Below are 20,969 nucleotides of genomic sequence, written 5' to 3'. Positions count from 1 at the left end.
CGAAAACAACATCATAGCCTCCTGCGCCTGAGTGACGGCTCGGGCAGGCAATCACCCGCCGGCTGACTCTTCGGCGCGTTCGATCGGCTGCGCCGAACAACCGCCTTACAATCGCACTGGTTCGCCCTTACGAATCCGGCCGAGTGGTGATGGGAACGGGCGTGAAGGAGGCAGAGGGCTTGCTTGTGTTCGTGGCGCTATCACTGGCGACTGGCTGTATCTGGCGAGGCGGCGATGGGCGACCTTGATCCCGCCGCCAAGGTCAAGCGGGCGATCCACTTGGCCGTGTGGCACAGGCCTGGGGCACGGTTGCGTCACCTGATGAGAGCCGCGTGACCACCCGGCAGCGAACGATCCTATTGCTGGGTGGCACGGGATTCATCGGCACCAATCTTGGCCGTTCGCTCGTTGCGGCTGGTCACAAGGTTTTTGTGGCGGCGCGCACAACGGATCACGTCCCGCGATCGGCAGCGGTACTGCCTATGCCGTTCGCGCTGAAGGCGGTTGAGGACCTTGCCGCGCTTGTCCGGCGCGAGGCGGTCGACACGGTTGTTCACCTGGTTTCGGGATTGAAGCCGTCGAGCGGCCTGTCCGATTATCTCGCGGAACGGGAAGCGGTACTGACGCCAACGATCCGGTTGGGGCGTGCGCTCGCCGATGCGGGTGCGCGCCTGATCTACTTTTCCTCGGGCGGCACGGTCTACGGCGCGGGGGTCGAAGGGCTTGCCTCGGAAGACGACCCCTGCGCGCCGATCAGCTTCTATGGCCAGTCCAAGCTGGAGACGGAGCTTCACCTTCGATTTCTGGAGCGCTCATGCGGGCTGCGGACGCTGATCCTCCGGCCATCCAACCCCTACGGGCCAGGGCAGCCGCTCGACGGGGGACAGGGTCTTGTTTCCGTGCTGCTGGGGCGCATCCGCGACAGGCGTGCGCTTGATGTCTGGGGGGATGGCTCCAGTACGCGCGACTATATCCATATCGACGATCTTGTTGCGATGGTCGGCGCGCTGATCGCGCAGGATGCGGTTGGCATGACGTTGAACATCGGTAGTGGCGAGGGGCATTCGTTATTGGATGTCGTGCGCATCGTTGAGCAGGTGACTGGCCGCGGCATGCCCCTAAATTTCCTTCCTGCACGTCCGGCGGACGTGCCCCGACTAGTCCTTAATGTGGAGCGACTACGCCAAATGGGGCTCCACCAGAATCGGCCGCTCGAAGACGGTATCCGTCAATATACCGCATCATTTGGGCTGATCGCTGGCTGACTGCCAGTGCCTGAACCTGCAGCAAGACGCGGCCGGGGCCGCCGCAGTGCTTCGCTGAGGGTTGGCTGGTCTGATCCGCTTCGGAGATACAGACGCCACCGGTTGATGAAATCCGGTGCACTACGTAGAGCAAGGCCGGGCAGCGCCGAGGCAGGCTATCGAAGGGGGCATCAGCATATGCGCATTACGATGATCGGCTCGGGGTACGTCGGGCTCGTGTCGGGGGCGTGCTTCGCTGATTTCGGCCACGCCGTATGCTGCGTCGACAAGGATGCGGGCAAGATTGACGCGCTGCACGCCGGACGCATGCCGATCTATGAGCCGGGTCTAGACCAGCTGGTCGCCAGCAATGTCGCGGCGGGCCGGCTGACTTTCACCACCGATCTGGCGTCTGGCGTGGCGGGCGCGGATGCCGTGTTCATTGCCGTCGGCACGCCGTCGCGCCGCGGCGATGGCCATGCCGACCTGTCGTACGTCTATGCCGCCACCGAGGAGATCGCACGGGCCGCAACGGGTCCGCTCGTGGTCGTCACCAAATCGACCGTTCCGGTTGGCACGGGTGACCGGGTGGAGCAGATCCTGCGCGATACCCGCCCGGATATTGAGTTCGCGGTCGTGTCCAATCCGGAGTTCCTGCGCGAGGGCGCCGCGATCGGAGACTTCAAGCGGCCGGATCGCATCGTCATCGGTACGGATGACGAGCGTGCGCGCGAGGTGATGCGCGAAATCTATCGGCCGCTCTATCTTGGCGAGAGCCCGATCCTGTTCACGGGACGCCGCACGTCCGAGCTCACCAAATATGCCGCCAATGCCTTTCTGGCGACCAAGATCACCTTCATCAACGAAATAGCGAACCTTTGCGAAGCGGTAGGCGCCGACGTGAAGGACGTGGCCCGCGGCATCGGGCTCGACAATCGGATCGGGCGCAAGTTCCTCCACGCCGGGCCGGGCTATGGCGGCTCGTGCTTCCCGAAGGACACGCTGGCGTTGCTGAAGACGGCGGAGGATTTCGACACGCCGGTGCACGTCGTCGAAGCCGTCGTGAAGGTGAATGACGTCCGAAAGCGCGCAATGGGCCGCAAGGTCGTCGCCGCGCTTGGCGCAGATCCCCGCGGCAGGACCGTTGCGGTCCTCGGCCTTACCTTCAAGCCCAACACCGACGACATGCGCGACGCGCCCTCGATCGCGATTGTGCAGAGCCTGATCGATGCCGGCGTGACCGTGAAGGCTTATGATCCGGAGGGGATGGATGCCGCCAAGGGCGTGATGCCGGCATCGCTGGTCTATTGTGGGGATCCGTACGAGGCGGCAGACGGCGCTGATGCGGTGGCGATCGTTACCGAATGGGACGCGTTTCGTGCGCTCGATCTGGCGCGGCTCAAGCGGACGATGAAGGCACCCGTGCTTGTCGACCTGCGCAACATCTACGAGCGTCAGGATGCAGAGCGTGCCGGCTTCAGCTATACGGCTATCGGCCGGTGACCCGGCCGGGCATCGCGGGGGTTCTGGAAACGGCGCTCTATGTCGACGACATGGCGCGGTCGGCAGCGTTCTTCCGCGATGTGCTGGGGCTTTCCCCGATGTTCGAGAGCGACCGTCTTACTGCTTTTGATGCGGGGCATGGCGGCGTGTTGCTCGTGTTCGCCCGAGGAAAATCCATTGAGGATGTGGTGACGCCGCGCGGGACGATCCCGGGCCATGACGGACTTGGCCCTTTGCACATGGCGTTTGCCATCATTGCTGCCGATTACGAACCGTGGCGCGCGCAGTTGGCGACGCATGGTGTTGCGATCACGCAGGAAGTCTCGTGGCCGGCGGGCGGGCGGAGCCTCTACTTCAACGATCCCGACGGCCATGTCTTGGAACTCGCCACCCCCGGGCTTTGGAAGAATGATGCGGACCGCCCGTCAGCTGCATGACGTCTGCGCGTGAGCGCAGATAGGGGATGGGGAACTGCTGCGGCTTCCGGAGGATTTTGACGCCATGCCGACCCAAGGAGTTACCGTGATCTCACGCAGCCTTTTCGTTGCCGGTCTGCTGGCCGCCACCGCCTGCTCTGCCGAGCCGCAGCCCGCCGACCCCGCGGCGGAGGCACAGAACGGCGCTGCCACCGCGTCAACGGGTAAGCCGTTTGTCGAGACGGTGATTGCCGACTTTGACCAGCCGTGGGCCATGACGTTCCTACCGGACGGCCGAATGCTGGTAACAGAGAAGCAGGGCGCGCTCCTGCTTGTCGCTGCCGATGGGAAGAGCCGCGTGCAGCTTGCCACACTGCCGGTGGATGCCGAAGGGCAGGGTGGGTTGATGGACGTCGTGCTGGCGCCCGACTTTACGCGATCGAAGCGCGTCTATCTCAGCTGGTCCGCAGCAGAAGCGGGCGGCAAGGGTGTGGTGCTCGCGCGCGGCGTGCTCGACGATGCAACGGCGGGTGGGGAAAAGCTGCGCCAGATCGAAGTGCTGTTCCGCGCCACGCCCTTCGTGTCAGGCGCCGGCCATTATTCCGGTCGGATCGCGTTCTCGCCCGATGGCCGCTACCTCTTCTTCACCAATGGCGAGCGACAGAAGTTTGATCCCGCGCAAGATCCGAAGGCGACGCTTGGCAAGGTGCTGCGCCTGACGCCAGACGGCAGGCCCGCGCCCGGCAACCCGCTCGCCGCCAAAGGCTTCCATCCGGCTGTGTGGAGCTATGGCCATCGCAACCTGCTGGGCATCGCCTTTGATGCGGCCGGCAACCTGTGGGAACAGGAGATGGGGCCGAAGGGCGGCGATGAGCTGAACCTCGTGCTTCCCGGCCGCAACTACGGCTATCCCAAGGTGTCGAACGGCGATCATTATGATGGCAAGCCGATCCCTGACCATGCCCCAGGCGATGGGTTTGAGGCGCCCAAGGTCTGGTGGACACCGGTGATCTCGCCGGGCGGGCTGATGATTTATTCCGGGGACCTGTTTCCGCAATGGAAGGGCGACGCGTTTATCGGCGGCCTTTCGTCAAAGGCGCTGGTCCGCGTCGATCTGGACGGCACGAACGCGCGCAAGGGCGATCAATGGGACATGGGCGCCCGCATCCGTGAAGTGGAGCAGGCGCCCGATGGCTCGATCTATGTGCTGGAGGACGGCGCGCAGGGCTCCCAGGGCAGGATGATCCGCCTTACCCCCGCGCGATGAGATAGTTCATGCGCGCCGAGGCGATCGGCTTGTCCCGGCTTTCCTGCCAGGCGATCGCCTCGACGTTGGCGATGCGGTTGCCGAGCCGGGTGACGGTGCCAGCGGCATAAGTGACCCGCTGGCGCCCGCCACGCATGAAATCGATGGTGACGTTGATCGGCTTCACTCGGCCGCCGCCCTCACCCGCCAGCTGGTGGCGAAGCGCCGCAAGGGCGGCCACTTCGATCAGGCCGGTGATCGCGCCGCCCTGGACGAAGCCCGGGCGGCCGAGCACATCGGGGCCGAACGGCATGGCGAGCACCGGCAGGCCTTCCTCCCACTGCAACGTGGCACCCAGCAGATCCGCATAAGGAGGCAGCTTCACGCGCCGTCTCCCAGGAACATGAACGTGCCGGAGACATGCGCGACCGGATCGTTCGGATCGCCATCGTGCGCCTGGCCACGCACGAAGCTGATCGAGCGCTTGATCGCATAGCATTCGCCATGCCCGATGACCGTGTGGCCCGGCTTGGCCGGGCGGAGATAATCAACGCGCAAGTCGAGCGTGGCATGCGGAACGAAGCGGCCGAGCTTGCGCATCGTGGCGAGGCTGGTGGCGATGTCCATCAGGGCAAAGATGGGCCCGGAGGCAATCACGCCTGATTCCTCGTCGCCGATCATGTCTTCCTGATAGGGCAGCGCCAGCTCGCACCAATCCTCCCCATGCGCGTGATAGGCGATACCGAGCCGGCCGCCGTGCCCGCCGAAACGCACGTCCTCCATGCCGGGAATATCGCTTAAAGCCTCGTCGATCTTCATGGTCGCGGTGTTACACCGGCCTGACGGTGGTGCAACATCCGCGGCATTGATGCATGCCGCCCGGTCATCTAAGTCGATCGTATCAATCTGCGGGAGAGTGACATGGAAGAGCGCGTAACGATCACGGTGGATGCCGGCATTGCCGACGTGCGGCTCAACCGGCCGGACAAGATGAATGCGCTCGACCCCGCCATGTTCGCTGGCCTGAACGCGGCGATCGAGAAGCTCTCCGCCATGAAGGACGTCCGCGTGGCCGTTCTGTCGGGCGAGGGGCGTGCGTTCTGTGCCGGGCTCGACATGGGGTCCATGGCAGCAGGTGGATCGGGCAACGATCTTGGCGCGCGTAGCCACGGCATGGCGAATACGGCTCAGAACGTTGCGTGGGGGTGGCGTGCGTTGCCGATGCCGGTGATCGCCGCAGTGCACGGCGTGGCGCTGGGCGGCGGTTTCCAGATCATGTCGGGTGCCTGCGTGCGCATTGCGCGCCCGGACGTGCGGCTGTCGATCCGCGAAACCTACTGGGGGCTGGTGCCGGACATGGCCGGACTTGCATTGTGGCGGACGATAGCCCGCGACGATGTGCTCCGCGATCTCACCTATAGCGCGCGTGAGTTCACTGCCGAGCAGGGGGAGCGTTATGGCTTCATCACCCGGCTGTCGGATGATCCCCGCGCCGCCGCATTCGAGCTGGCGCGTGAGATTGCCGGGCGTAATCCCGATGCGGTGAAGGCATCCAAGCGCCTCATCAACCTGATGGCTGACGGTGACACGGCAACCATGCTCCAGGCGGAGAGCGACGAACAGATCAAGCTGATGCGCTCACCAAATCAGATCGAGGCCGTGCGGGCGAACATGGAAAAGCGCGCGCCCGTCTTTGCCGACTGAGGCTTCGGTTGGGCAAGCTTCCGGCCGGCGCTTGCCTGCGTGGGCCGGATGGCGCTCATGGATGTTTCATGGGCGCCATTTACGTTGCGTGGCACAAAAGCCATCGTCGTCGGTTGAGTCCCCCGATCCAATGATGATGGGAGATTGAACATGGCTGACGCACTGACGGGCACCGCGAATAGTGTCACTGGCAAGGTGAAGGAAACCGCGGGCGCCGCGACGGGTGACCGTTCGATGCAGGCTGGCGGCATGGTCGATCAGGTGAAGGGCGCAGTGCAGAAGGCGATGGCACCTGGCGCTGACGGACAGCCTCAGATGATGGGCCAGGCAAAGGCATTTGCCAAGGAGCGTCCGTGGGCAACGGCTGCACTGGTCGGCGTGCTCGGCCTGGCAACGCTTGGGACGCTGCGCGGGAAGTAACCGCTCACAGAACAATGGCGCGTGCGAGCTTTCCAGCGCTCGCACGCGCCGCTTCTCAATGACGCTGCTTCGCGGTCGTGGCGTTAGATCGAGGCGGTATCAAGCAGCGGCTCGACCGACATGTCGAGCTATGCTGTCGCGCGGCGATCACCTCGCTAGAGCGGCTATTGCACCGCTCTCCAGCCGGCGTGCTGAAGCTTCCCTAAAGCTCGTCGCTTTTTACCCGAACGGCCTCAAGCCGAGCGACGAACTCCGCAGGCAGGCCAACGCCCTTCGGGTCAGTCATGACAATGGTCGTGTCACACGTCGCGATGCATTTCCCCGACTGGAACATCGCCGCAAGCATCTCGAAGCTTCGGTTGCCGACCCGGCCGATCCCCAAGGCGATCTCGACATCCTCGGGAAAGCTGCCTTCGGCAAGGTAGTTGATAACGTTGCGCGCGACCACGGCACGAAACGCGCCTTCCGCCATTTTGCCGCCATTCACGCGGCCAAGCTGCTGGTTCATGCGGACCCGAGCATCTTCAAACAACGATGCGTAAGCGACATTGTTGAGGTGGCCCATGGTATCCAGATCTTGGAAGCGGGTCTGCTTCACCTCGAGCTTGGGATAGGACGCAGGGTCGAGGCGCCAGGGGGCGGGGCGGGACATAACAGGTTCCGTCGTTCTGAAATGACGTTCCCCGGCAGAGACCCGGCCCAGCGACGGATTGACCGCTACTGAGCCAGGGCCTGCGCCGGGGAGCAATCGGTCGTGATGGCCGTCACGAGAGCGGTCCCGTGACGTCAGACGCGGCGCCGTTGCCGCGCTGTCCGGCGTCGGGCGCAGCCGCGTGCAGCATGCACGCGGCTGCGCTTCGGCTCAGCGCGGTGCCATGCGGATGGCGCCGTCGAGGCGGACGTCCTCGCCGTTGAAATAGCCGTTCTCGATCATCAGCGTGGCGAGTGCGGCATATTCCTCCGGATTGCCGAGGCGCTTCGGGAACGGGACGGAAGCGGAAAGCGCATCCTTCACGTTCTGCGGCGCACCCTGCAGCAGCGGCGTGTTGAAGATGCCCGGCAGGATGGTGTTGACGCGAATGCCTTCGCTCATGAGGTCGCGCGCGATCGGCAGGGTCATGCCGACGACGCCGCCCTTTGACGCCGAATAGGCGGCCTGGCCGATCTGGCCATCCTCAGCTGCAACCGACGCGGTGTTGACGATCGCGCCGCGATCGCCATCCGGCAGCGGATCGAGCGTCATCATGCCAGCGGCCGACTTGGCGATGCAACGGAAGGTGCCGACGAGGTTGATCTGGATGATCCAGTTGAACGCATCGAGCGGGAAGTGCTTGATCGAGCCGTCTTCCTTGCTGCGGCTGGCGGTCTTGATCGCGTTGCCGGTGCCGGCGCAGTTCACGAGGATCCGCTCCTGGCCGATTGCCTCGCGAGCCTTGGCGAAGCCGGCGTCGACCGACGCCTCGTCCGTCACGTTGACCTTGCAGAAAACGCCGCCGAGTTCCTGGGCAAGCGCCTCGCCCTTTTCTTCCTGAAGGTCGAAAATCGCGACCTTCACGCCTTTTGCGGCGAGCATGCGGGCAGTTGCGGCACCAAGGCCGGACGCGCCGCCGGTGATGACCGCGGAAACATTATTGTCGAGCTTCATAGGAAATCCCTCCCCAATTCGTCATGCCAGGCTGGTTCCGGCATCTACACATGATCCTGACGCTATGCAGCGACTTTACCGGTAACGACAGGCCAAGCCCCACCGCGGACCCGGGCACGGAGGCCGGCGTCCACGGCGGGGTGTGGCTACTCGGCTGTGATTACTCTGCCGCTTGCGCGACGTCGCCCTGCCAGTCGCAATTCTCGATGATGGTCACGTTGGCGACACCGCCGCCTTCGCACATCGTCTGCAGACCGTAGCGGCCGCCACGGCGACGCAGTTCGTGCACCAGCGTCGCCATCAGCTTCGTGCCCGACGCGCCCAGCGGGTGGCCGAGCGAGATGGCGCCGCCATTGACGTTGAGCTTGTTCGGATCGGCCTTGGTATGCTCCAGCCATGCGACCGGTACAGAAGCAAACGCTTCGTTCACTTCATAAAGGTCGATGTCGTCGATCGAGAGCCCGGCCTTCTTTAGCGCCTTGTCGGTCGCGAACAGCGGCTCTTCGAGCATCACGACCGGATCGCCGGCAGTAACGGTGAGGTTGACGATCTTCGCCAGCGGCTTGAGGTTGTACTTCTTCAGCGCTTCCTTGCTGACGATCAGCACCGCGCTGGCGCCGTCGCAGATCTGGCTGGACGAAGCGGCGGTGAGCACGCCTTCCTCGGACAGCTTCTTCACGCCCGCCATCCCCTCAGCCGAAGCGTCGTAGCGGATGCCTTCGTCGGAGGTGTGCAGATCCTTGCCCTCGGGCGTCTCGATCTCGACCGGAACGATCTCGCCCTTGAACTTGCCACCCTGCGTCGCGGCCACTGCCTTGCGATGCGAGTTCAACGAGAACTCGTCGAGCTGCTCGCGGGTGAAGCCGTACTTCTTGGCGATCATCTCCGCACCAGCGAACTGGTTGAAGTTGATGCCCGGGAACTTCTCCTCGAGGCCCGGCGATTTGTTCTTGCCGAGGCCGGCATCGTAGAACAGCTTATAGGTCGAGCCCATCGGCACGCGCGTCATGCTTTCGACGCCGGCCGCGATCACCACGTCCTGCGTGCCCGACATGATCGCCTGGGCCGCAAACTGGATCGCCTGCTGCGACGAGCCGCACTGACGATCGATCGTGACCGCCGGGGTCGACTGAGCGAGCTTCTTCGACGCGAGCACCGCGTTGCGGCCGACCTGGCCAGCCTGCTCGCCGCCCTGGCTGACGCAGCCCATCACCACGTCGTCGACGGCGTCGCCGGGAATTCCCGAGCGCTCGATCACCGCATCCAGAACCTTCGCTGCCAGATCAACTGGATGGACACCCGCGAGCTTACCCCCGCGACGACCACCAGCCGTCCGAACTGCGTCGACGATATACGCCTCGGCCATCTTCCGACTCTCCATAACAGATGTTATCCCGGTGCGTCATGTGGCGCGGTTTGACGCGCTCGGCAAGAGGTGGAGAGGTGAATGAACGTATCTGATGCAGTGATCGAGCGGCGCTCGGTACGTGGGTTCCTCGACAAGGAGGTGCCGCTGGAGGTGCTGAAGGAACTGGCGCTCCGCTCCGCACGCGCGGCGACGGGCGGCAACATTCAGCCCTGGCACATCGACATCGTCACCGGTGCGAAGATGGACGAGCTGAAGGCGATCATGCGCGGCAAGCTTGAACGGCGCGAGAAGGAGACGCCGGGCTACGACATCTACCCGCGCGAAATGACCGAGGCGACGAAGAAGCGCACCTTCCAGATCGGTGAGATCATGTACGGCCACCTTGGTATTCCGCGCGAGGACAAGGCGGCGCGGGCGCAGTGGTTTGCGCGCAACTTCCAGTTTTTCGGCGCGCCCTCGGCTTATTTCGTCACCGTTGACCGCCGCATGGGGCCGCCGCAATGGTCCGATCTGGGGATGTACCTCCAGAACCTGATGCTGCTTGCGGTCGAAAAGGGGCTGGCCACCTGCCCGCAGGAATGCTGGGCAGTTTATCCCAACACCGTTGAATCCTTCCTCGGCACCCCTCCCGAGCGGATGCTCTTCTGCGGCGTCGCGATCGGCTATGAGGATCCCGAGGAGCCGGCGAACCGCACGCGTAGCCCGCGGGCGCCCGAGGAGGAATGGCTAACGGTGTTTGCCTGATCTCACCGCGAGGCCGTGATCCCACCGTAGCGGGATAACGGCCTCGCGAAAGTGCTCAAGAGGCGTCGGGCTGCGCCTCGGCGATGGCGGCAAGCACCATGCGCTCCCACACCGCCGGATCGCCTGCCGCAGCCATGGCTGCGCTTGGCGCCCGCAGCGTGTGCAGTACCGCGAGCGCCTCGGGGCGATAATCCTGCCACGAAGCATTCACCGCCCGCCCTGCGGACTCTTGATCCCCCTGGCCGTTCGCGCTCAGCCGCTCGCCAGCGAGCACGCGGGCGATGCGTTCCACCAGCGCGCCATTCGCAATATCCATGATCGCTTCTCCCTTTGTGTGGAGAAGCAACCGATCACGTCGCGCCGGGTTGCACGGCGCGGCGTGATTGCCGGTCAGCCCTGCATTGCCGTGCGCGCACCGCCGCTGCCGCCACGGCCACGCCCGCCGCGGCCACGCCCACCGCCGGCCGGTCGACCGCCCCCACCAGCACTGGTGCTGCTACGACGGCTGGCGTTGGCATAGTCGCGTGTCGCAGTGGGTGCGTGGGTCGCCTTCGGCCGCGCCGGTCCGCGCTGCTGACGTGGGCGATCCTCGCGCGGGGCCGGATCGTTGCCGATCAGCTTTACCCGTGCAGCCTTCAGCGCCTCGCCACGCTTCATGAAATCACCCGGCAGCGCGCGCTGTGGCAGCTTCTGACGGGTCAGCTTCTCGATATCCTTCAGGTACGGCCGCTCGTCATCGGCGCAGAAGGAGATGGCGATGCCGCTTGCCCCCGCGCGGGCCGTGCGGCCGATGCGGTGAACATACTGCTCCGGCACGTTCGGCAGCTCGAAGTTGAACACGTGGCTCACGCCCGAAATGTCGATCCCGCGGGCGGCGATGTCGGTTGCGACCAGGATCGGCACTTCGCCGCTCTTGAACGCGGCGAGTGCACGCTCGCGCTGCGGCTGGCTCTTGTTTCCGTGAATTGCGTTCGCCGCAATGCCGTTGCCTGCCAGCAGCTTCACAACGCGATCGGCGCCGTGCTTGGTGCGGGTGAACACGAGCGCACGATCAATGCCTTCCTCCTGAATCAGGATCGTCAGCAGCGCCTGCTTCTCGGCCTGGTTCACCAGCACCACCTGCTGCTCGACCCGCTCGGCAGTGGTCGATGCCGGCACAACCGACACGGTTTGCGGATCGGTGAGAAACTGGTTTGCCAGTTCGCGAATGGAGGTCGGCATGGTCGCCGAGAAGAAAAGCGTCTGACGGCGGCGCGGCACCATGCGAACGATCTTCTTCAGCGCGTGAATGAAGCCGAGGTCCATCATCTGGTCGGCCTCGTCGAGCACCAGGATCTCGAGCATCGTCAGGTTGCAGAAACCCTGTTCGACCAGGTCGAGCAGGCGACCGGGGGTAGCGACCAGGATGTCGACGCCGCGCGACAGATCCTGCCGATTCTTGTTGATGCTGGTGCCGCCGAACACGGTAGCGACGGTCAGCCGCGAATTCTTGGCGTAGAGCCGCGCATTGTCGGCGATCTGGTTCGCCAGTTCGCGCGTCGGGGCCAGCACGAGCATGCGGGCATGGGTCGGCAGTACGCGCTTCTCGCTGCCCAGCAGGCGCTGGATCGAGGGAAGCACGAATGCGGCCGTCTTGCCGGTGCCGGTCTGCGCAATGCCGAGCAGGTCGCGGCCTGTCAGCACCGTCGGGATCGCGTCACGCTGGATCGGCGTGGGCGTGGAATAGCCTTTTGTCTCAAGCGCGCGGACGAGCGGCTCGGCAAGGCCAAGGTCAGAGAAAGACATGAAAATACCTATATGGTAGCGGCCCGCGCACCTGAAGGCACGCGAGAAGCGGGGAAATTGACACCCCCGCGTGATCTGGGAAGCCGGTTAATCGACCGAGACGGAGCCGGGGCCAAAGGCCCGATCACGCTGCCAACGTCTCGATGCCGTTCTAAATGCTATCAACGGTCGAGAAAGTCAAGTTGCGCGGCCGTCGCTGCGCCGCGAGCAGCCCCTTCCTGCCCTTTACCGTGCCTCAACTGTTACCGCCTATCGATACGCCGGTGACCCGCTTTCCCTTTAAAACGACATTGTTGCTTGCTGCCCAGTTTACCGTTGGGGCGGCGAGCCTAGGCCTTCTAGCGTTCGCACCACCGGCGCGCGGCGAGATGCTGCTGATGCCGCTCGTCAGCGGGGCGCCGGTTGCACGCCTTGTTCGCCGCAGCGACGCGTTGCTGCTCGCTCGTGGCCCCGGCGACGCGCTGATCGTGCGGGGAGATCGCGCCGCATTGTTCTGGCCCCTTCTCCGGGTGGGTGTGCTGACAATCGCATCACCCAAATCGTTATGTTGGGGCCAGCGCTGATGTCGTCACTTGACGTCTTGCATGAGCGCGCGGTTCGGGTACTGGCGATCGCTGGGTGCCTGTGCGTCCCGACCATGTTCGTATGCGGCATCATGTTCGAGCTGGCCAACACGGTGCCCGCCGTCACGGCAGCGGCCTTCGCCAATATCGTTCCGTTGTTCCTGGCGCTGCGTGCGCCGCATTCGCTCGCCACGCGAATGAGCTTCGCGATCCTCGCCGCGGTGCTACCTGCGATCTACGTCTACCTGCTCGCCGACAACGCGTGGCAGATGGACGCGCACATGTACTTCTTCGTCGCGCTCTCGACGCTTGCGGTGATGTGCGATTGGCGCCCGCTGCTGCTGGCATCGCTGCTGATCCTCTTACACCATCTGTTGCTATCCTGTGTGTTACCCGCCTGGGTGTTCGAAAACGGCGGTGCGATCTCGCGCGTCCTGTTCCACGGGCTCGCGGTGGCCGCGCAATGCGCTGCCTTGACCTACCTTAGCGTGCGGCTCCGGCGCCTGATCGTGGCGCAGGACGAAGCGCGCGCCGATAGTGAGCGGCTGGCGGCGATTGCGCAGGCGGAGCGCGAAAACGCGTTGGTGTCGCTGGCTGCGGTGAAAGAGGCAGAGCAGCGATCGGCGGACGAGCGGGAGCGTCGGGTGCGGGCGGAAGCGCGCCTAGCGAGCGAACAGCGCGAGGCCTTGATGGCGCTGGCCGACGATTTTGAGGCTTCCGTTTCGAGCGTCGCGATCGCGATTGAAAGCGCTGCATCGGCGCTGGAGGGATCGGCAGCAACGCTGACCCGGATCGCGTCCGACGCCGGGCGGCAGTCCAGCGAGGTCGCTGCGGGCGCCGCTCAGGCAGCGGGGGCAACGCAGGGCGTCGCCGAAGCGGTTCGGCGGCTGACCGATTCGATCGGCGACATTGCGGAAAGCGCCAGCGCACAGGCGACGCTTACCGGCACCGTGCAGCGCGATGCCGACGCCGGCAAAGGCAAGGTGCAGGACTTGGCGGAACGCGCGGGGGATATCGGCGGGCTCGTCGGAGAGATTCACGAGATCTCGACCCGTACGAACCTGCTCGCGCTCAACGCCTCGATCGAGGCGGCACGGGCCGGCGATGCCGGGCGCGGCTTTGCGGTGGTCGCGGGAGAGGTGAAGCAGCTTGCAGGCGGGACCGCGCGGGCCAGCGACAAGATCGTGGCGCTGATCGAAAGCGTCCGCGATGCGGTGCGCGCGACGGAGGCGAACATCGTCGGTGCCGCGGACGCGGCCTCGCGCGTCGCGCACGCTGCGTCCGACATCAAGGGCGCCGTGGCGGGGCAACGCGAGGTTGCGGCCGACATCGAGCGCACGGCGCATGAGGCCGCACGCGGGGTCGACATGATCGAGCAGCGGATTGCGCGCGTGGCGACGGTAGCGAACGAGACGAATACGCTGGCGAGCCAAGTGCGCGCTGCCGCAGGAACGCTGTCCGACCATGCCCGCAGCCTGCGGCGCAGCACCGATGGCTTCGTGGATCAGCTGCGCGGCGGCAGCAAGGCTGCCTGACGAACATAAGGTGCACGCCCCTGGTGGCGGAAGCGCCTTGAATGCGAAGAAGGCGGATGGGTCGCATCCGCCTTCTGCTGATTGACGGGTGCGGGCGCTGGCGCACCCACGTGTTTACAGCTTGCGGCTGATCACTTCCTTCATGATCTCGTTCGTGCCGCCGTAGATCCGGCTGACCCGTGCGCCGCGCCACATCTTGGCGATCGGATATTCGTTCATGTAGCCGGCGCCGCCGTGCAGCTGGAGGCATTTGTCCATGACTTCCCACTGAAGGTCGGTATGCCACAGCTTGGCCGCAGCGCCTTCCTCATTGGTCAGTTCGCCCTTCAGATGGCGCGCGATCGCCCAGTCCAGGTGCGCCCAGCCGATCTGCAGCTTCGCTTTAAGGTCGGCGAGGACAAACTTGGTGTTCTGGAAGTCGAACACCGTGCCCTTGAACGCCTTGCGCTCCTTCACGAACGCAACGGTGTCGTCGAACGCCTTTTGTGCCGAGGCGTGGGTTGAGACGGCGATCGACAGGCGCTCCTGCGGTAGCTGGCTCATCAGGTAGATGAAGCCCATGCCTTCTTCACCAAGGCAGTTGGTGATCGGCACGCGCACGTCTTCAAAAAACAGCTCGGAGGTGTCGGCGGCGTCCTGGCCGATCTTGTCGAGCTTGCGGCCCTTGCTGAAGCCCTCGCGATCGCTTTCCACCAGGATGATCGACATGCCCTTGTAGGCGGGCTGGGCATCGGGATCGGTCTTCGCGACGACCAGCGTCAGATCGGTGTTCTGGCCGTTGGTGATATACGTCTTCGACCCGTTGATGACGTAGTGATTGCCGTCCTTCTTCGCGGTGGTGCGGATCGATTGAAGGTCGCTGCCCGTGCCTGGTTCGGTCATCGCGATCGCGGTGATCACGTCGCCCGAGACCATCTTGGGCAGCCATTCCTTCTTCTGCTCTTCGGAGCCGTAATGCTCCATGTAGCCGGCGACGATATCCGACTGGAGCGAAAAGCCGGCGGGCACGCCCGAATAGGCCATTTCCTCGTCGACGATCGCGTTGTACCCGAAATCGAGCCCAAGGCCGCCATATTCCTCCGGCACCGTCGGGCAAAGCATGCCGACTTCGCCGGCCTTCTGCCAGAAGCTCTTGGGAACAAGGCGATCCTTCTCCCACTGATCGGCATATGGCACGCCTTCCTTTGCCAGGAAGCTGCGGACGGTCTGACGAAACGCCTCGTGATCTTCGTTGTAAGCGAAACGGCCCGCGATCTGGTCGAGCGACATGAAAAGAAACCTCTCCGGAGAACTGATGCGCGATTGTCGCGACGGAGGCGGAAAGGGTCAAGTAACTTTTGTTATGGCCGGGTGACCATCCTTATCGATGGCATTGCGCGACCAGTGATTTGACCCGCTGCGGATCGATCCCGCCCCGGTGATCTGCGCACGGCTGCCCGCCAGCGCCAATGGCAACGGCATAGGGCAGGCCCGGTGTGCGGGCGAGGAGGTCTTTGCGCGCTGCCGTCATAGCGCTGGGATCGGGCGCCCACTGGCGTTGCGGTGGTATAGCGGCGACCATGCGGCGACTGTGCCGGCTATCGTCGACCAGCATGACGCGAACAGCGAAGGGCGAGGCCGCCTTAGAGATCGCTTCGAGCTGCGCCAGCTCTGCGTGACAGGGCGCACACCAGCTCGCCACCAGCAGCAGCACCGTATTTGGTGGATACGGCCCTGCTGGTCCTGCTTGGGCTGCAGCCGGTGAAAACCCGCACGCCATCACGGCTGCGATGGTCGCGAGCCAGCGTCTCACCTCACGTCTCGACTCGAAATGGAAATCATGGTTTTTCTGCCGCAACAGGGGGATTATAAGATGCTGTATCTGCTTGCGTTGCTGGCGGCCGGTCAAGCCGCCGCACCAGCGCCGCCCGGGGCGGCCAGCCTGCAACAACGCTTCGATGCGGCGAGCCAGGCGGCGGCGCGTCCAGGACGATGCGAGGAAGCGATCGCCGGCTTTGAAGCGATCGAGCGATCCGGCGCCGCCCGGCGCAATGCGCTCGTTGCCGCCGCGATCGACGTTCGCAAGGGGCGCTGCCTTGTGACGGTCGGGCGCGATGCGGAGGGCGAAACTGCGATCAAGCGGGGCTTGCCGCAATTGCAGGCGCGCGGTGCCAGCTTCGCCGACGATGTGCGCGAAGCCAACATTATGCTTGGGCAGGCCGCCGTCCGGCGATCGGATTACGACGCTGCCGTCGCCGAGTATCAGCGCGCGCTCGATGGCTCGGAAGGCACGCAGCGCATCCTGCCGCTGCTCCTGATGGCGCAAACGCTGATGTTCGATCACGACGGCCGCGCGCTGCGCCATGCCGAAGAGGCGCGGACGATCGTTACCACCACACCGGGGCTCAGCAAGCGTGATGTCGCGCGCGTGCAGACGATCTACGCGCGCGTCCTGCTGAACGAGGGGCGAGACAAGGAAGCGTATGCCGTGCTGCGTGACAGCCTGGCCAAACAAGGCGGGCTGGGCCTGAAGGTGTCGCTGGATGACATTGCCACACGCTCCGATCTCGCCATTGCCGCGCTGCGCAACAAGGATGTCGAAGCGGCCCGCCGATATCTCGTCTACACCGGTGCGGGTCGAATGAAGGACCAGCCCTTCTCGCGCGCGGTCGACATGGAGCCGCCCGCCTGCAATCCTGCCGCCGGTGTGAAGCCCGAGGATGTCGCAATCGTCGAGTTCACGCTCGACACCGATGGCCACGTGTCGGACGTCACCCCCATCTTCACCACTGGCGGCCGGGCCAGCGCAATCGCCTTCACAGAGGCGGTGCGCGATTGGTCGTGGAAGCCGGAGGATGCGAAGGCGATCCCGCTGATCTTCCGCGCTTCAACGCGAATCGAACTGCGCTGCCTCCGCGCGCCGGAGGCGCCGTCGATATTCACTCCGTCACAGGAGGTGATGAACACGTGGTTCGACAGCCGCGGCCTTGGTCGGCCCGCTTGGGCGGACATGCCCGAAGCGCGCGCTTTGCCGTTGCAACGCACTGCTGCGGATGAAGCAGGTATTGCCGGGCTGCGCGGCATGATGGCAGTCGCGCTGAGCCCGCTAGCAGAACGGAAGGAGCGCGAGGCCATGAGCGCACGCGCATTGGCGCGCGCCGCAGAAGTCGGTGCACCACCAGCGGCCCAAGTGCTGCTGAGCGGTTACGACATGAAGAACTATGATGGCGCCAAATATCGCGCGGCGTTGCGCCAGACGTTGGCCGACCCGCGCGTCGCGGCCGATCCGATCTCCGCCGCGACGCTGCGGCTGGCCATTGCCGCTCCGCGCTACAAGGCCAAGCCGCCGGCAGACGCACTCGCGTTGCTTGAACCGGTGATTGCCGCGCCATTCCCTGCAAACCACCCGTTGAAGATCGCCGCGCTGCTGAGCAAAGCCGACGTCCTGGCGCAGGCGCGGGATTATGCAGGGGCGCAGGCGGCGTTTCAGCAAACCGGGCTGACGGCGGAGCAATGCTCCTTGTTCGGGCTCACGCCCGCATTGACCCGGGCGGGGGGCGGCAGTTCGGACTATCCCGATGCGGCGTTTCAGTTCGGCTTCGAAGGCTGGGTGCGGGCAGAGTTCGATGTCACCGCCGATGGACGCACGGCGACGCAGCGTGCCGTTGCAGCCTATCCGCCCTTTATCTTCAACGATGCCGCAATGGGGGTGGTGCGCGGCGCGCGTTTCACCAGCAGCTATCGCCCGGAAGGCGCGCTCGCATGTTCAGGGCAGCAACGCGCGATCGTATTCAGCATGCCCTGATCGAGGCCCTCGACTTCAGCCGCCGCGCGGGCCTATGCCGGTGGGGAAAGAGAGGTAACGGATGAAACTTGCGAGCCTGAAGCATGGCCGTGACGGCAAGCTTGTCGTGGTATCGACCGATCTCGCGTGGTGCGCCGATGCGTCGCATATCGCGCCGACGCTGCAGGCGGCGCTGGATGATTGGGACCGGCTTCAGCCGGACCTGCAGAACCTCGCCACCGATCTTGATCATGAGGTGATCCCGCGTGAGCGCTTCCACGAGCGCGACGCTGCCTCTCCCTTGCCGCGTGCCTATCAGTGGGCGGATGGCTCGGCCTATGTGAACCACGTCGCGTTGGTGCGGCAGGCGCGCGGCGCGGAGATGCCAGAGACGTTCTGGCACGATCCGCTGATGTACCAGGGCGGATCGGACGGCTTCCTGGCGCCGCGCGATCCCATCCCGCTCGCCGACGAAAGCTGGGGGTGCGACCTTGAGGCCGAGGTGGTGGTCGTAACCGGCGACGTGCCGATGGGTGCGAGCCGTGAGGAGGCGATGGCGGCCATCCGGCTGGTCGGCCTCACCAACGACGTGTCGCTGCGCAACCTGATCCCGGGCGAACTCGCCAAGGGCTTTGGCTTCTTCCAGTCAAAGCCGGCATCGGCGTTCTCGCCGGTGTTCGTAACGCCCGATGCGCTGGGCGACTGGTGGCAGGACGGCAAGCTGCATCGCAAGCTGATGGTCGACCTTAACGGCCAGCCGTTCGGCCGCGCCGACGCGGGCGAGGACATGACCTTCGACTTCGGCACGCTGGTGGCGCATGCAGCGAGGACGCGCGCGCTGGGTGCGGGCACGATCGTCGGTTCGGGCACGGTATCAAACCGCGACGCCGATGGCGGACCGGGCAAGCCGATCGCCGAGGGCGGTGTCGGCTACTCCTGCATCGCCGAAGTCCGCACGATCGAGACGATCGCGGGCGGCAAGCCGGTGACGCCGTTCCTGAAGAAGGGCGACACCGTACGCATCTGGGCCGAGGATGATCGCCACCACCCGATCTTCGGGGTGATCGAGCAGACCGTCGGCGGCTGAATAGTCGGACGCCGGGCGGTGAGGACCCGCCGGTGTTCCTATCCGCGTGGCAGATCGTATCGGACGGGATCGCCAGCGGGGTCGGTGATGGCGAGCATGCGAGCGATCGCGACGGGACGGTTCGGATCCCCCTGGTGCGCGTCGATATCGAGCGTGATGGCGCGGCGGCCAGTGCGTCGCGGCACCACGCGGGCGACGAGCGGCAACGTGGCGAGCGCGGGCGCCAGGAAGCGGATCTCGATATCGAGCGGGCGAAAGGCGGGATCGATTGCTGCAACGCCGGCCTGTTCGAGCAGCCCGGCGATGACGCCGCCGTGATAGGCGGGGAGCGGTGCGCCGACATGCTCCGGCCGAGGCTGCATCGTCATACCGTCCGCCGTCGCGTCGGCGCTCAGGTAATCAGCGAAGCTTGCGGCCGGGGAGGGCGGCAGTATTTCGTCCCGGCCGTCCATGCGGCCTGGCGTGCCGCCTGGCATCGATCCGATGAGGTAACGCGCCACCGCCGCACCGACCGATTTTCCCTCTGAAACGATCCGCCCGCGGGCCAGCGCCAGATCGCCCTCACGCGTTACCTCGTCGATCGTGCAACTGATCGGCGAAGCGGGCAGCGGGCCGAACCAGTCGACGCGCAGGTCCAGCGTCATCATCGGCGTCGGCCGCATTAGCGTGGTGAACACGCCGCCGGCGGTGGCTTGGTCCGCCAGCACCAGAGCCGCTCCGCGCGAGACCCGTCCTTCCGCATCGCATGCCGCAGGCAGGGCGGCATCGAGCGAGGTCGAGACCGGTTCACCGATCGTGGCGCGCTGCCGCATGCCAAGCGCCGCGCACGCCGGAATGGTGCGGATATGTTCGCTCGGCTCGGTGCCCGGGAAGCCGGGATAGAGTTTTTCCGGATCGTGTCGGCTCACTTGGCGCGGTACCGGATCGGCAGGTGTTTCATGCCGCTGACGAAGCTGGCGCGGGTCCAGGAGGGGTCACCGGCGAGCTCGAAATCGTCGAAGCGGGCGAGCAGTTCTTCAAACAGGATACGCATCTCCAATTTGGCGAGGTGCTGGCCCAGGCACAGATGCGGGCCATATCGAATGCCAGGTGCTGCCGCACATTGGCGCGGTCAACCCGGAAGGCGAAGGGATCGTCGAATACGGCCGCGTCGCGATTGGCGGAAGGGTAAGCCATGACAAGGCCATCACCCGCCTTGATCGGCACGCCGGCAACCTCCGTATCCACCGCGGCGGTGCGGAAGAAGTGCTTCACCGGGCTGGCCCAGCGGATCATTTCCTCCACGGCATTCGGCAACAGCGAGGGATCGTTGCGCAGCTTCTGCATTTCGGCGGGGTTGCGGATCAGCTCAAGCAGACCGGCGGAAGAGGAAGAACTGGTGGTGTCATGCCCGGCAGCAGCGATGATGAGGTAATAGCTCATCGCCTCCATGTTCCCCATTGGCGAGCCATCGGTGAGCGTGGCATTGGCGATGATGGTGGAAACGTCCTCGCGCGGGTTCGCCTTGCGGTCGGCAGTAATGCGATCGCACCAGGCGTTGAACTCGGCGATGGTTGCGAACAGCCCGCCCATTTCCTCGGGTCGCATGTGATCGAAATCCTGCGCGCCGAACACTTCCTGAGTGATCTTCATCAGGAACTGCTCGTCCTCGCGCGGCACGCCGAGCGTGAGCATGATGACGCGCAAGGGGAACCAGATCGCGACTTCGGCGGCGAAATCGCACCTGTCGCCGAGCGCCGCCATATGGTCGACGCTGTCGCGGGCGAGGGTGTGAATGTCCTCCTCTAGCTGCTTCATGTGCTTGGGCGAGAAGTAATTCTGCGTCATCCCACGGAAGTGCTTGTGATCGGGATTGTCCATGCTGACGAGGTTGCGCGTCAGCTTGTTGCCGCCCGTCAGCGCCATGATGCGCTCCTCGTCGGCAATGGTGGCAAGCGTCAGGCGC

The 20,969-nt window shown here is 65.0% G+C and carries 22 protein-coding genes and 1 pseudogene; 11 read left to right on the top strand and 12 right to left on the bottom strand.

The window, feature by feature from the left end; translation table 11 throughout:
* Positions 1-332: 332 nt before the first annotated feature.
* The 4 genes from SPMU_RS10605 to SPMU_RS10590 all read left to right on the top strand — a co-directional run bounded on the left by SPMU_RS10605 (position 333) and on the right by SPMU_RS10590 (position 4,430).
* Complete coding sequence (locus SPMU_RS10605) at positions 333-1,265, top strand: NAD-dependent epimerase/dehydratase family protein (protein ID WP_169715686.1); 933 nt, start codon at positions 333-335, stop codon at positions 1,263-1,265.
* Between the two features lie 177 nt (positions 1,266-1,442).
* Positions 1,443-2,747 (top strand): UDP-glucose dehydrogenase family protein, encoded by a 1,305-nt coding sequence (locus SPMU_RS10600; RefSeq protein ID WP_088333854.1) that lies wholly within the window; start codon positions 1,443-1,445, stop codon positions 2,745-2,747.
* A complete protein-coding gene (locus SPMU_RS10595) occupies positions 2,744-3,184 on the top strand; it encodes a VOC family protein (protein WP_211275770.1) in 441 nt (146 codons plus the stop codon). The genes SPMU_RS10600 and SPMU_RS10595 overlap by 4 nt, the downstream gene beginning before the upstream one ends.
* An 88-nt stretch (positions 3,185-3,272) precedes the next feature.
* Entirely contained in the window at positions 3,273-4,430 is a 1,158-nt protein-coding gene (locus tag SPMU_RS10590; RefSeq protein ID WP_425442181.1) for a PQQ-dependent sugar dehydrogenase, read from the top strand.
* Here the strand turns inward: SPMU_RS10590 and SPMU_RS16695 are convergent.
* Positions 4,414-4,794, bottom strand: coding sequence for a PaaI family thioesterase (locus tag SPMU_RS16695; RefSeq protein WP_245833086.1), 381 nt, complete (start codon positions 4,792-4,794; stop codon positions 4,414-4,416). The two genes, SPMU_RS10590 and SPMU_RS16695, sit on opposite strands and share 17 nt — an antisense overlap.
* Positions 4,791-5,228 carry a PaaI family thioesterase gene (locus SPMU_RS10580; protein ID WP_088333852.1) on the bottom strand — a complete coding sequence of 146 codons (438 nt, stop codon included), beginning with the start codon at positions 5,226-5,228 and terminating at the stop codon, positions 4,791-4,793. The genes SPMU_RS16695 and SPMU_RS10580 overlap by 4 nt, the downstream gene beginning before the upstream one ends.
* Positions 5,229-5,330: 102 nt before the next feature.
* On the opposite strand from SPMU_RS10580, the gene SPMU_RS10575 reads away from it, so the two are divergent.
* Together SPMU_RS10575 and SPMU_RS10570 are read left to right on the top strand one after the other, a co-directional pair.
* Complete coding sequence (locus SPMU_RS10575; RefSeq protein WP_088333851.1) at positions 5,331-6,113, top strand: crotonase/enoyl-CoA hydratase family protein; 783 nt, start codon at positions 5,331-5,333, stop codon at positions 6,111-6,113.
* Between the two features lie 150 nt (positions 6,114-6,263).
* Positions 6,264-6,533 carry a CsbD family protein gene (locus tag SPMU_RS10570; RefSeq protein WP_088333850.1) on the top strand — a complete coding sequence of 90 codons (270 nt, stop codon included), beginning with the start codon at positions 6,264-6,266 and terminating at the stop codon, positions 6,531-6,533.
* A gap of 202 nt (positions 6,534-6,735) precedes the next feature.
* Here the strand turns inward: SPMU_RS10570 and SPMU_RS10565 are convergent, their stop codons facing one another.
* From SPMU_RS10565 to SPMU_RS10555, 3 genes are all read right to left on the bottom strand, one after another.
* Positions 6,736-7,185 carry an acyl-CoA thioesterase gene (locus tag SPMU_RS10565; protein WP_088333849.1) on the bottom strand — a complete coding sequence of 150 codons (450 nt, stop codon included), beginning with the start codon at positions 7,183-7,185 and terminating at the stop codon, positions 6,736-6,738.
* 210 nt (positions 7,186-7,395) lie between these two features.
* A complete protein-coding gene (locus SPMU_RS10560; RefSeq protein ID WP_088333848.1) occupies positions 7,396-8,178 on the bottom strand; it encodes an SDR family NAD(P)-dependent oxidoreductase in 783 nt (260 codons plus the stop codon).
* Between the two features lie 160 nt (positions 8,179-8,338).
* Complete coding sequence (locus tag SPMU_RS10555) at positions 8,339-9,544, bottom strand: acetyl-CoA C-acetyltransferase (protein WP_088333847.1); 1,206 nt, start codon at positions 9,542-9,544, stop codon at positions 8,339-8,341.
* 81 nt (positions 9,545-9,625) lie between these two features.
* Between SPMU_RS10555 and SPMU_RS10550 the strand changes: the two genes are divergently transcribed.
* Positions 9,626-10,291: a nitroreductase gene (locus SPMU_RS10550; RefSeq protein WP_088333846.1), complete on the top strand. Its 666-nt coding sequence runs from the start codon at positions 9,626-9,628 to the stop codon at positions 10,289-10,291.
* A gap of 55 nt (positions 10,292-10,346) precedes the next feature.
* Here SPMU_RS10550 and SPMU_RS10545 read toward each other — a convergent pair whose 3' ends face one another.
* Both SPMU_RS10545 and SPMU_RS10540 read right to left on the bottom strand, forming a co-directional pair.
* On the bottom strand, positions 10,347-10,607 hold the full coding sequence (locus tag SPMU_RS10545; protein ID WP_088333845.1) for a hypothetical protein: 261 nt from the start codon (positions 10,605-10,607) through the stop codon (positions 10,347-10,349).
* 74 nt (positions 10,608-10,681) lie between these two features.
* A complete protein-coding gene (locus SPMU_RS10540; RefSeq protein WP_088333844.1) occupies positions 10,682-12,076 on the bottom strand; it encodes a DEAD/DEAH box helicase in 1,395 nt (464 codons plus the stop codon).
* Positions 12,077-12,231: 155 nt separating this feature from the next.
* Between SPMU_RS10540 and SPMU_RS10535 the strand changes: the two genes are divergently transcribed.
* Positions 12,232-12,639: a hypothetical protein gene (locus SPMU_RS10535; protein ID WP_088333843.1), complete on the top strand. Its 408-nt coding sequence runs from the start codon at positions 12,232-12,234 to the stop codon at positions 12,637-12,639.
* Positions 12,639-14,174 (top strand): methyl-accepting chemotaxis protein, encoded by a 1,536-nt coding sequence (locus tag SPMU_RS10530; protein ID WP_140418450.1) that lies wholly within the window; start codon positions 12,639-12,641, stop codon positions 14,172-14,174. The genes SPMU_RS10535 and SPMU_RS10530 overlap by 1 nt, the downstream gene beginning before the upstream one ends.
* 114 nt (positions 14,175-14,288) lie before the next feature.
* On the opposite strand, the gene SPMU_RS10525 is transcribed toward SPMU_RS10530, so the two are convergent.
* Positions 14,289-15,443 (bottom strand): acyl-CoA dehydrogenase family protein, encoded by a 1,155-nt coding sequence (locus SPMU_RS10525; RefSeq protein WP_088333841.1) that lies wholly within the window; start codon positions 15,441-15,443, stop codon positions 14,289-14,291.
* 91 nt (positions 15,444-15,534) lie between these two features.
* Positions 15,535-16,497, bottom strand: coding sequence for a TlpA family protein disulfide reductase (locus SPMU_RS17090; RefSeq protein WP_211275769.1), 963 nt, complete (start codon positions 16,495-16,497; stop codon positions 15,535-15,537).
* Here SPMU_RS17090 and SPMU_RS10520 point away from each other — a divergent pair.
* On the top strand, positions 16,486-17,958 hold the full coding sequence (locus tag SPMU_RS10520; RefSeq protein ID WP_211275768.1) for an energy transducer TonB: 1,473 nt from the start codon (positions 16,486-16,488) through the stop codon (positions 17,956-17,958). The two genes, SPMU_RS17090 and SPMU_RS10520, sit on opposite strands and share 12 nt — an antisense overlap.
* 61 nt (positions 17,959-18,019) lie before the next feature.
* The gene (locus SPMU_RS10515) at positions 18,020-19,024 is read left to right on the top strand and encodes a fumarylacetoacetate hydrolase family protein (RefSeq protein ID WP_088333839.1); all 1,005 of its coding nucleotides are present in this window, start codon (positions 18,020-18,022) and stop codon (positions 19,022-19,024) included.
* Positions 19,025-19,062: 38 nt separating this feature from the next.
* Here SPMU_RS10515 and SPMU_RS10510 read toward each other — a convergent pair whose 3' ends face one another.
* The 3 genes and pseudogenes from SPMU_RS10510 to SPMU_RS17545 form a co-directional block, all read right to left on the bottom strand.
* Positions 19,063-19,932, bottom strand: coding sequence for a PaaI family thioesterase (locus SPMU_RS10510; RefSeq protein WP_088333838.1), 870 nt, complete (start codon positions 19,930-19,932; stop codon positions 19,063-19,065).
* On the bottom strand, positions 19,929-20,063 hold the full coding sequence (locus tag SPMU_RS17550; RefSeq protein WP_425442171.1) for a hypothetical protein: 135 nt from the start codon (positions 20,061-20,063) through the stop codon (positions 19,929-19,931). Before SPMU_RS17550 ends, SPMU_RS10510 begins: the two co-directional genes overlap by 4 nt.
* Positions 20,064-20,191: 128 nt before the next feature.
* Positions 20,192-20,596 (bottom strand): annotated as a pseudogene (locus SPMU_RS17545) (cytochrome P450); the annotation flags it as partial.
* Positions 20,597-20,969 lie beyond the last annotated feature (373 nt).

This window comes from Sphingomonas mucosissima (assembly GCF_002197665.1).
Taxonomy (GTDB): Bacteria; Pseudomonadota; Alphaproteobacteria; order Sphingomonadales; family Sphingomonadaceae; genus Sphingomonas; species Sphingomonas mucosissima.
This window is presented reverse-complemented; position numbering and strand designations above follow the sequence as displayed.

Bases quoted from the DNA above. Each gene is read 5' to 3' on its own strand.
- SPMU_RS10600 (WP_088333854.1), top strand. From the start codon at position 1,443: ATGCGCATTACGATGATCGGCTCGGGGTACGTCGGGCTCGTGTCGGGG.
- SPMU_RS10580 (WP_088333852.1), bottom strand. From the start codon at position 5,228: ATGAAGATCGACGAGGCTTTAAGCGATATTCCCGGCATGGAGGACGTG.
- SPMU_RS10575 (WP_088333851.1), top strand. From the start codon at position 5,331: ATGGAAGAGCGCGTAACGATCACGGTGGATGCCGGCATTGCCGACGTG.
- SPMU_RS10570 (WP_088333850.1), top strand. From the start codon at position 6,264: ATGGCTGACGCACTGACGGGCACCGCGAATAGTGTCACTGGCAAGGTG.
- SPMU_RS10565 (WP_088333849.1), bottom strand. From the start codon at position 7,185: ATGTCCCGCCCCGCCCCCTGGCGCCTCGACCCTGCGTCCTATCCCAAG.
- SPMU_RS10560 (WP_088333848.1), bottom strand. From the start codon at position 8,178: ATGAAGCTCGACAATAATGTTTCCGCGGTCATCACCGGCGGCGCGTCC.
- SPMU_RS10555 (WP_088333847.1), bottom strand. From the start codon at position 9,544: ATGGCCGAGGCGTATATCGTCGACGCAGTTCGGACGGCTGGTGGTCGT.
- SPMU_RS10550 (WP_088333846.1), top strand. From the start codon at position 9,626: ATGAACGTATCTGATGCAGTGATCGAGCGGCGCTCGGTACGTGGGTTC.
- SPMU_RS10545 (WP_088333845.1), bottom strand. From the start codon at position 10,607: ATGGATATTGCGAATGGCGCGCTGGTGGAACGCATCGCCCGCGTGCTC.
- SPMU_RS10540 (WP_088333844.1), bottom strand. From the start codon at position 12,076: ATGTCTTTCTCTGACCTTGGCCTTGCCGAGCCGCTCGTCCGCGCGCTT.
- SPMU_RS10535 (WP_088333843.1), top strand. From the start codon at position 12,232: ATGCTATCAACGGTCGAGAAAGTCAAGTTGCGCGGCCGTCGCTGCGCC.
- SPMU_RS10530 (WP_140418450.1), top strand. From the start codon at position 12,639: ATGTCGTCACTTGACGTCTTGCATGAGCGCGCGGTTCGGGTACTGGCG.
- SPMU_RS10525 (WP_088333841.1), bottom strand. From the start codon at position 15,443: ATGTCGCTCGACCAGATCGCGGGCCGTTTCGCTTACAACGAAGATCAC.
- SPMU_RS10520 (WP_211275768.1), top strand. From the start codon at position 16,486: ATGTTCGATCACGACGGCCGCGCGCTGCGCCATGCCGAAGAGGCGCGG.
- SPMU_RS10515 (WP_088333839.1), top strand. From the start codon at position 18,020: ATGAAACTTGCGAGCCTGAAGCATGGCCGTGACGGCAAGCTTGTCGTG.